Below are 12184 nucleotides of genomic sequence, written 5' to 3' on the forward strand. Positions count from 1 at the left end.
CCCACCGACAGATGCTGCTCGATCGGCGCGGCATCGGCCTTTGGGCCTTCGCACGCCCTGCCCTTCGCCATCCCTACAGCACCCTATCCACCGACAGCCTGCCGGACCCGCTGAGCGCCAGGATGAACATGCCGCCGGCAATGGCGAGATCCTTCTCGAAATGCAGGAGCTCGTTCTGGCTGGCGAAGCTTGCGTGGAAGAGGCTTGCCGTCATCAGGCAGAACAGGCCGAGCGCTACCGCGCCGAGGCGCGCCAGGACGCCGAGCGCCACGGATAAGCCGGCACCGAGCTGCAGCGCGATGGTGGCAAGGAGCAGCGGCGTGCCGACGCCGAGCGCGGCCATCGCTTTCTCAGCGCCCTCGAAATGCGTCGTGAGCTGCAGGCCTTCATGCACGAAGGTCAGCGACAGAAGCAGGCGGCCGGCAAGCAGGACGACGTCCCTGGCGTGAAGTCTTTGCGCGAGTTCGATCGGTGTCATGGTCGGCTCCGAAAAGTTATGTCGCTGACGAGGGCCATCTCATCAGGGTGGGCAACTTGCCAGCGCGCCGCAGACCTTTGCGAGCGACTGCTTCGCAAAGGCCTCTTCGCCGCCGTCTCTCCCCACTTTGGGGAGCGAGGATCAGGGCATGGCGCCTACTTCGTCACCTTGGTATCGATGGCCTGCTTGAGGTCCGAAAGTTCTTCGCAGCCCGCCGGGCAGAGCTTCTGCAGCGAGGCGAGCTGCTCGTTGGCCTTGGCCATATCGCCGGTCTCGACATAGAGCTCGCCGAGATATTCATGCGCCGCCTTGTGGTCGGGCTTAAGCTCCAGCGCCTTGGTGTAGTAGGTGAGCGAGGTCTGGTAGTCGCCGGTCTTGCGCAACGTGAAGCCGAGCAGATTGTAGACGTCGGACTGCTGGGTGTCCTGCGCGAGATCGCGCAGGTCGGCCAGCGCGCCCTTGTAGTCCTTGGCGTCGATCTTGGCTTTCACGGCCGTCAGGTCCGGCGCGTCGGCGCCTTCGATGTCGTCCACGGCATAAGCCGGCACGGCGATGGCGATCGGGGCCGCGGTCAGCACCGCAATGGCGCCGAGCACCGCGAAAAGTGCATGTTTCATTGGCGTTGTCTCTTTGTCTTCAGAACTCGATTCAGATCTGGGTTGGGGTGAAGGCGTAGGCGTTGCCGTCCTTGACGAAGCTGCCGGTGCCCGGGAACGGGAAGTGTGAGCCGCAGATGCGGACATTGTCGGCGATCACCTGGTCGACGATCTTGTGCCGCGTGGCGATCGCCATCGGCCCGTCCTGGTCGTAGGCGCCCTGCCATTCGGGATGCGGCGCGAGCAGCGCCGGCACGTACATGGTGTCGGCCGAGACGAGGAACTGCTCGGAGCCGGCATCGACATGGTAGACGGAATGGCCGGGCGTGTGGCCGGGCGCCGCCATGATGCGGATGCCGGGCACCACTTCCGTGCCGTCATCCACCAGCTTCCAGTTCTTCCACTTCGGGAAGTTTTCGGCGATGCGCTTGCCCGCCGGCTTGCGGCCTTCGGGCAGCTTGGCAAGCCGGCTGGGGTCGGTCCACCAATTGTATTCGGTGGCATTGACGATCAGCTCCGCATTCGGAAACACCGGCGCGTTGGTGCCCTTCTCCATCAGGCCCCAGACATGGTCGGGGTGGAAATGCGAGATCATGATGGCGTCGATCGCCTTGTAGTCGATGCCGGCGGCCTTCATGTTGGCCGGCAGATGCGTGGCGTTGGCCTGCCACTGGCCGACGCCGGAGCCGGCATCCATCATGATGGTGCGGCCGTTCATCTTGAGCACCACGACGGTGAGCGGGATCGGCATGAACTCGGTGGTGAGCCCCGCCTTGGCGAGTGCCGCCTTGGTGTCGTCGACGGAAACGTCCTTGATGAAGGCCGGGTCGTGGGGCTTGCGCCAAATGCCGTCATAGACGGCGGTGACCTCGAGCGAGCCCACCTTGTATTTATGGAAGCCGACCAGCGGCTCGACCGGGGTGTCGGCGTGAGCCGCGGACGCGAATTCCAGCTTGCCGGCAATGCCGAAGGCGGCGGCTGCCGCCGCGGATCCAAGCACCATGCGGCGTGTCATGTTGAACATCAGAAGTCTCCTCTAGTGGCCATGAGTGGCTGCGAGTTGCGGACGGAAGTTCATTGGCTTGCTGCCTTGGGAGGATGGCCTCGCTACACAGCAAGACCCGGAAGGCACGGGCTTTATTCCCGGACGGACGCAGAATTTTTTGAAAAGCTGAAAGAACGCAGCCTTGGCAGCAACCAAGCCGCCGTTAGGCAAGGCTTCAGTTTGCTGGCCAGAATGCGGAAAATCCGAGTGCAGATGCTGAAACTTCGGCCCGACGCGGAAGTTATAATTTAAGCACTTTCCATTAGCGTCGACCGATGGACCATTGTCCAGGAAAGGTTATCGGGTCGATTTGACCAGCAAGGGTCTCAATCTCGGCCGAGTCAGCCAGGCCGCTTTCTCTTCCGCCAACTTGCCGGCGGCGATCGCTGCCGTCGTGCTTCTGATCTGCGCCATATTCGTCGACCAGCAGAACAGGAGAGTGGCGGATCAATTGACCCGCGCGGACGTGCTGGCCAAAGTCAACGTCGTTCGCGCCAAGCTGGAAGGCAACATAAACGGCAATCTCCAGTTGGTGCAGGGCCTCGCCTCGACCATCGTAACCGAGCCTTATATGGGGCAGCAGAGATTTGCCTCGCTGGCCGCCAATCTGTTCAAGCAGAATTCGCAGTTGCACAACATTGCCGGCGCGCCCGATCTCGTCATCTCGCTGATGTACCCCATAAAAGGCAACGAGAAGGCGGTAGGGCTCGACTACCGCAAAAACGAGGCGCAACGCATGGCGGCGCTTCGCGCGCGCGACCAGCGCGCGCTGATCCTCGCCGGTCCCGTCAACCTCGCCCAGGGCGGCCGCGGCTTTATCGGCCGGATTCCGATCTTCGTGCCGACGGCGGGCGGCGGCGACCGCTTCTGGGGCATAGTCTCTGCGGTGATCGACGTCGATCGCCTTTATGCCGCGAGCGGTCTCACCGATCCCAGTCTCGACATCGACGTAGCGCTCATCGGCAAGGATGCGCTGGGTGGCGGCGGCGAACGCTTCTTCGGCGGCGAAAACATCGTCAACGCCAATCCGGTGACGGCCGAGGTGCGATTGCCGGTAGGTTCCTGGCAGATATCGGCGGTGCCCAAGGGGGGGTGGCCGACCACGCCAGAGAACGAGGCCTTCCTGCTGGCGACGATGGCGTTGGCCGGCACTCTGGTGGTGCTGCCTATCCTGGTCGCCGGCTGGCTTTTCGGCGAAAGGCAGAAGAACTACGCCGAACTCAGGCGGCTTTCGCAGCGGCTGGAGCTTGCACTCGACGCATCCGGCATCGGCGTGTGGGAGCATGACCTCTCCACCAACCAGCTGGTATGGGACGATCGCGTCAACGAGATCTACGGCAAACCGGCGGACGGCGAGACGCGCGCCTATCACGATTGGGAACGAACCATCCACCCCGACGATCTTGAACGGGCGAGACGTGATTTCGACACCGCCGCCGCGACCAAGGGCCGCTATTCCTCGCAGTACCGGCTTCTGTTGCCCGACGGCACGACCCGTCATGTGCGCGCGCGAGCAACCTTCCTGCAGGATATCGGTGGCACGCCCAAGATGGTCGGCGCCGAATGGGATGTGACCAGCGACGTGCTCCTCAACGAGAACCTGATGCGGGAACGCCAGCTGTCGGAATCGAAGAATGTCGAGCTGGAAGCGGCGAAGGCGCGCATCGAACACGTCGCGCTGCATGATTCGCTAACCGGCCTGCCCAATCGCCGCTATCTCGACGAGATGCTCGCCGAAGGCGGCACAGTCGACGGCCGGACGGCGCTTCTGCATCTCGACCTCGACCGCTTCAAGCACATCAACGACACGCTCGGCCACGCGGCGGGCGACGCCATGCTGATGCATGCCTCCAAGGTCATCAAGGCCGAAGCCGGTGCAACCGATTTCGTAGCGCGTATCGGCGGCGACGAATTCGTGGTCGTGAGCCACGGGCGTGACGACGACGAACTCGCGGCGCTTGCCGACCGTATCATCGAGGAGATGCGCCAGCCCGTCGACTACCAAGGTCACCAATGCAGGTTCGGGGTCACAATCGGCATTGCAGCCAATAGCGGCGTCGACGCGAAGCAAGTGCTCATCAACGCCGATCTTGCGCTCTACCGGGCCAAGAGCCGCGGCCGTAACCGCTACGAATTCTTCAACGAGGAGCTCCAGAGCGAGATCGTCCGGACCAAGCAGACCGCCGACGAGATACTCGGCGGGCTGGAGCGCAACGAGTTCGTCGCTTATTACCAGCCGCAGTTCGACGCCGAGACGCTGGAGATCGTCGGCGTCGAGGCGCTGTCGCGGTGGCGGCATCCGCGGCGCGGCATCCTCGCCCCCGACATCTTCCTCAATGTGGCCGAGGAACTGAACGTCGTGTCGCTGATCGACCGCACGGTCCTGGAGCAGGCGCTGGAGAATTTCGAGCGCTGGTCGACTGACGGGCTCACCATCCCGCGCGTGTCGGTCAATGTCTCCGCGAGGCGCCTGGAGGACAAGGATCTCATCAACGGCCTGCGCAAGCTCGCGATCAAGCAAGGAACCGTGTCGTTCGAGCTGGTGGAGTCCATCTTCCTCGATGAGAACGACGATCTCGTCGCCTGGAATATCGAACATATCAAGGAGCTCGGGATCGACATCGAGATCGACGATTTCGGCACGGGCTATGCGTCGGTCGTCAGCCTGCTCAAGCTGCAGCCTCGTCGCCTCAAGATCGACCGCCAGCTTGTCACGCCGATCATCGGCTCCGGGGCGCAGCGGCGGCTGGTATCCTCTATCATCGAGATCGGCAAGTCGCTCGGTATAGAGGTCGTCGCCGAAGGCGTCGAGACGATGGAACATGCGCGCATCCTGAAGGAGCTTGGCTGCGACATCCTGCAGGGATATGCCTTCGGCCGTCCGATGGACGCGAAATCCTTCAGGACCTTCGCCCAGTCCCGCAAATGGCTGGCAGCCGGGTAAGCGAAACGCCTCCACAATTGCCTTTCTGGCCGCGAAGACGCGGCGGCTGGGTCTGCGTCCGGCCGTCATCGAACTGTCACACGCGGCGAGATCGCTCATGTTAGAAACGGCGCCTGGCCGCCACCGCGACCCCTTCCGCATCAAGAGCCGGCGAAGCCGCCATGAACATCGCTGTTCCCGACGAAGGCACCGACCTGTCGCCCTATTTGCCGGACGAGCACGGCCTGTTCTTCATCTATCATTTCACCGCCGAGGGCTTGCGCACCAAGGACCCGGCCGAGGCGTGCTGGACGTGGCGCAGCTACCAGATCACGGACATGCGCGCGCGCAAGGAAATCGGCACCGAGCAGGCGCTGCCGACGCTGGTGCGCGAAGCCTTCCTGTCTCCCAGCCACGGCTGCCACATCGATTTCGAGGACGGCTTCCTCTACGGCGATCTGCCCGACCTTAGGCACGACTTCGCCGAGGCGCGCGGGCTCACCCATTTCCGCTTCGCCTTCAACGAGACGATGCTGGTCGGGGCTCGCAAGCAGCCGTTGGAGTCGGTCGACAAGATCCGCAAGCTGGTCGAGAGCGGCGCGCGCAAATTCCGCTCACCGGCCGAATTGATCGAGGCGGTGATGGGCCAGTCGCTCGACGGCATGGCCGGCGAGCTCGACAAGATGGGCGGCACGCTGGACGGCATCGAGGATCGCATCGTCTGCGACGCATGGCACAGCGAGCGGCAGGCGTTGGTCGACGCGCGCCGGCACCTGGTGATCATCCACCGCCAGATGGCGACGCTCACCAACCTCTTCCGCCATCTCGACCATTCGCATCGTGACGACCTGCCGGACCCGATCAACGACATGGCCACGCGCCTCTCGCACCGGGCGCACACGCTGCATCACGACGGCGAGCAGTTGCAGGCGCGCACTCGCCTCCTGCAGGACGAGCTGATGGCGAAGCTGACCGAACAATCGAACCAGCTGCTCTACATCCTCTCCGTGATGACGGCGGTGCTGTTGCCGATGACCATCATCTCGGGCCTGTTCGGCATGAATGTCGGCGGGTTGCCGCTGGTCGACACGCCGCTGGGTTTCTGGGTGGTGACGGCGATATCGATCGCGATCGCCGGCGTCGTCTATATGATCGTGCGGCGACTCGGGCGGGTTTAGAGCCGTCCGGAATTGCGTAAAAACAAATACTTAGAGCGTTTCACGCGCCTGCGCGCAGATCCTCGACGAGAGTGCCGGCGGCGTGGACTTCCGCCTCATGGCCGGGCTCGCGCCATGTCTCGGCGAGGCCGGCCTCGTACCATTCGCGCATGGCCGGGAGATCGAGCAGCCGCTCTGGGTAGGCAGCGGCGGCGCCCTCGAACGTCAAGCCATAGGACTGCACCCGGAAGGCCACCGGGGCAAAGAAGGCATCGACTGCGGTGAAGCGGTCGCCGGCCAGGAACGGTCCGCCGAAACGGGCGAGGCCATCATTCCAGAGGTCGCCGAGGCGGAAGAGATCGTGCTTCAGATCATCGGACATCGGGAACGGCTCGACGCGGACGCCGCAGCTCATCGGGCAGTCGTTGCGCAAGGCGATGAAACTCGAATGCATCTCGGCGGCGGCCGAACGCGCCCAGGCGCGCGCCCTGGCGTCCGCCGGCCATACGCCCTGATGACGCTCGGCCAGATACTCCGCGATGGCGAGCGAATCCCAAACCGCCCAGCCGTCGTCGATCAGGCAGGGCACGCGGCCGTTCGGCGAGAACGACCGGAAGAGGCTGAAACTCGATCCGGCCGGGAACGGCGTCAGCCGCTCCTCGAAGGGAATGTCGAGGGTGCGCATCAGCACCCACGGCCGCAGCGACCAGGACGAATAGTTCTTGTTGCCAATGTGCAGAACGTACATCAGGCACCCCTTCGCGTATAATGCGGACGGAAAACCGTCTCACCCTTCTTGCTTACCTTGTCGAGGATGCCGGCTGCCGGACCTCGCGGCCCTTGAACATCGACCAGCTGTACATGGCCAGCGCCGTCCAGATCAGCGCGAAGGCGATCGCCTGGGTGGTGCCGAACGGCTCGTCGAAGATCAGCACGGCGATCAGGAACACCATGGTCGGCGCGATATACTGCATGATGCCGATGGTGGAGAGGCGCAGCAACCTCGCGCCGAAAGCAAAGAGCAGCAGCGGCACCGCGGTGATCGGGCCGCAGCCGATCAGCAGCGCGGTGTCCGTGGCGGTGCTGGAGACGAAATGGTCCTGGCCGGTGGCGATCAGATAGGCGATGTAGCCGAGCGCCGGCACCGAGAGCAAAAGCACTTCGAGCAGAAAGCCCTGGCTCGGGCCGATCGGCAGGGTCTTGCGGAAGAAGCCGTAGGCGGCGAAGGAGAAGGCGAGCGCCAGCGACACCCAGGGCAGCTTGCCGGCCTCGACGGTGAGCACCGTCACAGCGATCGCGGCCAGCGCCACCGCGACAATCTGCAAGCGGTCGAGCCGCTCGCCGAGCAACACCGCCCCGACGACGATAACCACCAGCGGATTGATGTAGTAGCCCAGTGCCGTCTCGACGGTGCGGCCGACCGAGATCGCCCAGACATAGATGCCCCAGTTGACCGAGATCAGCACCGCCGTCAGCGCCGCCATGGCGATCGAGCGAGGCGAGCGAATCGCCACCTTGAAATCGGCGGTGCGGCCGGCCCAGACCAGCACGCAAGCTGCGATCGGCACCGACCAGACGACGCGGTTGGCGATCACCTCGGCGAGCGGCAGATGCGCCACCGCCTTCATGTAGAAGGGCAAGAGCCCCCGAAGGAAATAGGCGCCCAGCGCCAGCAGGAACCCTCGGCGGGCCCTGGCGTCTTGATCGAGATCGGCTGTTGTGGTGACCATGGCCCAACGCTATGGCCCAGCGCATCGTCCAAGACCATCACAAAATTATGATGGATCAATCGACTTTTGGTGATGGTTCAAGCGGTTGACTTCGCTCCAGTTGCCGTCGACAGCGGTGCCTGCTCATTGCTGGGCGGGTTTTTCGACAAGCTCGAAGAAGACCCTGTCGGGTGCTCCTCGTCATGCCTGAAGCCCGTCAACTCCGCCGCCAGATCGAGAGGAATGTCGAAGACATAATCGACATCACTTTCCTTGTCCTGTTTTGAAAATGCCTGCTGCCTCGAGGATTCAAAGGAGGCTGAAGATCGCCCGTGATGTGAATTTCCCTGACGTCTTTGTCGCCCCTGTGCCAAACCCTCCAGATATTCTTTCCGGAGCTCCAGAGCTCGGCGCGAGCAAACATCGTCTGTTCTTCTATATGCACGACGACCATTTCCCTGCCTTGCGAAAACGCAGACAAATAGCTGTCTGGAGGGTTGGGAAAGCTGCAGTAGCCGAGGATGATGATCGCCCAGTTCTTGTCGCTTCGATAAGCGCTTATGGGAGCATCGAAATCTTCCGACGATTCGCCGACGTCCCTGCCGAACAGGGCCGCCGCGTCCTTAATCTCGTAACCGCGAAAGCCAAACCAGCTTATCGAAAAGCCCACGCGTCTACTCCGCCGCCACCAATCCCGCCATCTCGCGGTTCTTCATCAGCTTGTAGATGATCGAATCCATCAGCGCCTGGAAAGAGGCGTCGATGATGTTTTCCGAAACGCCGACCGTCCACCAGCGGGCACCGGTGGAATCGTGCGATTCGATGAGAACGCGGGTGATGGCCTCGGTGCCGCCGTTGAGGATACGGACCTTGAAGTCGGCGAGCTCGAGATCGACGATCTCGCTCTGGTACTTGCCGAGATCCTTGCGCAGCGCGATGTCGAGCGCATTGACCGGGCCGTGACCTTCGGCCACCGACATCTTCTCCTCGCCGTCGACCATCACCTTCACGATCGCCTCGGACACCGTCTTCAGATTGCCGTTGGCATCGAAGCGGCGCTCGACCATGCAGCGGAAGGAGGTGACGTTGAAGAACTCCGGCAGGCCGTGCAGCATCTTGCGCGCCAGGAGCTCGAAAGACGCGTCGGCGCCCTCATAGGCGTAGCCTTCGGCCTCGCGTTCCTTGACCACGGCGATCAGCGCGTCGAGCCGGCGATCGTCCCTCGGCACTTCGATGCCGCGCCGCTTCAATTCGGCGAGGAAATTCGCCTTGCCGCCCTGGTCGGAGACCATGACGCGGCGGCGATTGCCGACGGCCTCCGGCGGCACATGCTCGTAGGTCGCCGGCTCCTTGGCTAAAGCCGAGGCATGGATGCCGGCCTTGGTGGCAAACGCCGAGGAGCCGACATAGGGCGCCTGGGCTTCCGGCGCGCGGTTCAAGAGTTCGTCGAAGGCGCGGGAGAGCCGCGAGATTCCGGTCAGCGCCTCGGCCGAAATGCCGGTCTCGAAGCGATCGGCGAAGGCAGGCTTCAGCGAAAGCGTAGGCACGATCGAGATCAGATTGGCGTTGCCGCAGCGCTCGCCGATGCCGTTCAGCGTGCCTTGGACCTGGCGCACGCCGGCCTCGACGGCGGCGAGTGAATTCGCCACCGCCTGGCCGGTGTCGTCATGCGCATGGATCCCGAGATGGTCGCCCGGGATGCCGCCAGCGATGACCTTCTCGACGATGGCACGCACTTCCGAAGGCTGCGTGCCGCCATTGGTGTCGCACAGCACCACCCAGCGCGCGCCAGCGTCATAGGCGGTCCTGGCGCAGGCCAGCGCATAGTCCGGATTAGCCTTGAAGCCGTCGAAGAAGTGCTCGCAGTCGACCATCGCCTCCTTGCCGGCGGCCACCGCAGTCTCGACCGAGGTCTTGATCGACTCCAGGTTCTCCTCGTTGGTACAGCCGAGCGCGACGCGCACATGATAGTCCCAGCTCTTGGCGACGAAGCAGATGGCGTCGGACTTCGACTGCACAAGGGCCGCAAGCCCCGGGTCATTGGAGGCCGAGACCCCTGCCCGCTTGGTCATGCCGAAGGCGACGAAGCTGGCCCTTGCGGTGCGCTTGTTCTGGAAGAAGGCGGTGTCGGTCGGATTGGCGCCGGGATAGCCGCCCTCGACATAGTCGACGCCGAACTCGTCGAGCAGCTTGGCGATCGCGATCTTGTCCTCGACGGAAAAGTCGATGCCCGGCGTCTGCTGACCGTCGCGAAGCGTGGTGTCGAAGAGGTAGAGGCGTTGCTTTGTCATGACAGTCGCTCGAAATGCCGCGCTCCTTCACCGTGGAGCACGAACGTGCATCACTATTTCCCCGCAAACCCATCCGTCGCGCGGATCAGCCGATCCAGGATCCTGGGCTCCGAATAGGCATGGCCGGCGCCCTCGATCAGGTGGAAATCGGCCTTCGGCCAGGCCTTGTGCAGGGCCCAGGCATAGCGTGCCGGGCACGGCATGTCGTAGCGGCCGTGGACGATGGTGCCAGGGATGTCCTTCAGCTTCCAGGCGTCGCGCAGCAGCTGACCTTCCTCCAGCCAGCCGGCATGGACGAAATAATGGTTCTCGATGCGGGCAAACGCAACCGCGTAGTCGTCCTGGCCGAAGGGCGTGCTGGTTTCAGGCTCCGGCAAGAGCGTGATCGTCTCGCCTTCCCAGAGACTCCAGGCAAGGGCGGCCTCGACTTGAGCCTTGCAGTCCGTGCCCACCAGCCGCTTGCGGTAGGCGGCCATCATGTCGCCGCGCTCGGCCTCCGGAATCGGCGCGAGAAACCGCTCCCACTTGTCGGGGAACATCTCCGAGACGCCGAACTGATAGTACCATTCCAGCTCGGCGCGAGTGAGCGTGTAGATGCCGCGCACGACGAGCTCGCTGACGCGCTCCGGATGCGTCTCGGAATAGGCAAGCGCCAGCGTCGAGCCCCACGAGCCGCCGAACACCAGCCATTTGTCGAAGCCCGCCATCTCGCGCAGCCGCTCGATGTCGGCGACCAGATGCCATGTCGTGTTGGCTTCAAGCGAAGCGTTGGGCGTGGACTTCCCGCAGCCGCGCTGGTCGAACAGGATGACGTCGTAGAGTTTCGGGTCGAACAGCCGACGGTGTTTCGGCGAGATCGTGCCGCCCGGGCCGCCATGCAGGAACACGGCGGGCTTCGCGCCCTTGGTGCCGCAGCGCTCCCAATAAACGGTATGGCCGTCGCCGACATCGAGCATGCCGGTCTCGAACGGCTCGATCTCCGGATAGAGGCTACGCAAGGAACTGGCGTGGATGGTCATAGTTTCAGGCCCTGCTGCGGCCAGTTGGCCGTCTCGTGGTCGGGATGCTGGAAGGAGATGATCTGCTCCTGCCTTCGATAGTAGTCGGGGTCGTCGTGGATCGGCGCCTCGAAGATCTTCTCCACCCAGGGCAAGCGAGCTGCGTAGTTGACCTGGATCTGTGGCGCGAGGTCCGAGCGGTCGTCGAAGGCGCCGATGGCGATCTCCAGCGCGCCCGGCTGGCGGTAGGTCAGCGGCGTGCCGCAGCGGCGGCAGAAACCGCGATCGATGTTGACCGAGGACTGGAAATAACTCGGCTCCTCATGCGTCCATTCGACGCCGTCCTTCGGCACCGTCACCAGCGCGCCGAAGAAATTGCCGAATTGCTTTTGGCACATGCGGCAGTGGCAGATGGACGGGCGGCCAAGCTTGCCCCTGATGCGGAAGCGCACGGCGCCGCACTGGCAGCCGCCTGTTCGAACCTGGTCGGTCATGGTCTTTCCTCCGGCGGCCATTGGTCGGTGTCGTGGTCGGGATGCTGGTAGGAGACGAGCTCGGCGAGATAGGGCGCGGACGAAATATCGGCCATCGTGGCCTCGGACGGCAGCTTTGGAATGCTGTCGACATAGGGCAGCTTCGCCTCGACGCCCCATTGGATCGTCGGCGCGATGCCGGTCGGATCGTCGAAGGCGGCGATCGCCAGCGCCACGCCGTCCGGCGCCTCGAAGGTCAGCGGCGTGCCGCATTCGGCGCAGAAGCCGCGCCATGCGGCGCTGGACGAGCGGAAGCGCTTCGGCTCGCCGCGCGTCCAGTCGAGCCTGGCGCCACGCACCGAAACCAGCGGCAGATAGAAATTGCCACTCGCCTTCTGGCACATGCGGCAATGGCAGACCGAGGCATCGCCGAGCGTGCCCTCGACGCGGAAGCGCACCGCTCCGCACTGGCAGCCGCCCGTATAGACCGGCCGGTTGTCGAGGCTCATGGCTC

12 protein-coding genes are annotated in these 12184 nt (G+C 63.7%); 2 read left to right on the forward strand and 10 right to left on the reverse strand.

From position 1 onward, the window contains the following. Positions 1–73 precede the first annotated feature (73 nt). The 3 genes from EJ067_RS05365 to EJ067_RS05375 all read right to left on the reverse strand — a co-directional run bounded on the left by EJ067_RS05365 (position 74) and on the right by EJ067_RS05375 (position 2098). A complete protein-coding gene (locus tag EJ067_RS05365; RefSeq protein WP_126085006.1) occupies positions 74–478 on the reverse strand; it encodes a DoxX family protein in 405 nt (134 codons plus the stop codon). A 155-nt stretch (positions 479–633) separates the two neighbouring features. Then, positions 634–1095 (reverse strand): tetratricopeptide repeat protein, encoded by a 462-nt coding sequence (locus EJ067_RS05370; RefSeq protein ID WP_126085007.1) that lies wholly within the window; start codon positions 1093–1095, stop codon positions 634–636. A 31-nt stretch (positions 1096–1126) separates the two neighbouring features. Beyond that, positions 1127–2098 carry an MBL fold metallo-hydrolase gene (locus EJ067_RS05375; RefSeq protein ID WP_126085008.1) on the reverse strand — a complete coding sequence of 324 codons (972 nt, stop codon included), beginning with the start codon at positions 2096–2098 and terminating at the stop codon, positions 1127–1129. A gap of 403 nt (positions 2099–2501) precedes the next feature. Between EJ067_RS05375 and EJ067_RS05380 the strand changes: the two genes are divergently transcribed. Together EJ067_RS05380 and EJ067_RS05385 are read left to right on the forward strand one after the other, a co-directional pair. Continuing rightward, a complete protein-coding gene (locus EJ067_RS05380) occupies positions 2502–5063 on the forward strand; it encodes an EAL domain-containing protein (protein WP_245468286.1) in 2562 nt (853 codons plus the stop codon). A 161-nt stretch (positions 5064–5224) separates the two neighbouring features. Continuing rightward, positions 5225–6220 carry a transporter gene (locus EJ067_RS05385; RefSeq protein ID WP_126085009.1) on the forward strand — a complete coding sequence of 332 codons (996 nt, stop codon included), beginning with the start codon at positions 5225–5227 and terminating at the stop codon, positions 6218–6220. A 40-nt stretch (positions 6221–6260) separates the two neighbouring features. On the opposite strand, the gene EJ067_RS05390 is transcribed toward EJ067_RS05385, so the two are convergent. From EJ067_RS05390 to EJ067_RS05420, 7 genes are all read right to left on the reverse strand, one after another. Next, on the reverse strand, positions 6261–6947 hold the full coding sequence (locus EJ067_RS05390) for a glutathione S-transferase family protein (RefSeq protein WP_126085010.1): 687 nt from the start codon (positions 6945–6947) through the stop codon (positions 6261–6263). 52 nt (positions 6948–6999) lie between these two features. Continuing rightward, the gene (rarD, locus tag EJ067_RS05395; protein WP_126085011.1) at positions 7000–7929 is read right to left on the reverse strand and encodes an EamA family transporter RarD; all 930 of its coding nucleotides are present in this window, start codon (positions 7927–7929) and stop codon (positions 7000–7002) included. A 196-nt stretch (positions 7930–8125) separates the two neighbouring features. After that, complete coding sequence (locus tag EJ067_RS05400) at positions 8126–8578, reverse strand: hypothetical protein (protein ID WP_126085012.1); 453 nt, start codon at positions 8576–8578, stop codon at positions 8126–8128. A gap of 4 nt (positions 8579–8582) precedes the next feature. Then, complete coding sequence (cimA, locus tag EJ067_RS05405; protein ID WP_126085013.1) at positions 8583–10199, reverse strand: citramalate synthase; 1617 nt, start codon at positions 10197–10199, stop codon at positions 8583–8585. A 53-nt stretch (positions 10200–10252) separates the two neighbouring features. Continuing rightward, entirely contained in the window at positions 10253–11218 is a 966-nt protein-coding gene (gene pip / locus EJ067_RS05410; protein WP_126085014.1) for a prolyl aminopeptidase, read from the reverse strand. Then, positions 11215–11691 (reverse strand): GFA family protein, encoded by a 477-nt coding sequence (locus EJ067_RS05415; RefSeq protein ID WP_126085015.1) that lies wholly within the window; start codon positions 11689–11691, stop codon positions 11215–11217. The genes pip and EJ067_RS05415 overlap by 4 nt, the downstream gene beginning before the upstream one ends. Beyond that, positions 11688–12179: a GFA family protein gene (locus EJ067_RS05420; protein WP_126085016.1), complete on the reverse strand. Its 492-nt coding sequence runs from the start codon at positions 12177–12179 to the stop codon at positions 11688–11690. The genes EJ067_RS05415 and EJ067_RS05420 overlap by 4 nt, the downstream gene beginning before the upstream one ends. Positions 12180–12184: the final 5 nt, after the last annotated feature.

Origin of the sequence: Mesorhizobium sp. M1D.F.Ca.ET.043.01.1.1 (genome assembly GCF_003952385.1) — a bacterium.
Classification (GTDB): Bacteria; Pseudomonadota; Alphaproteobacteria; order Rhizobiales; family Rhizobiaceae; genus Mesorhizobium.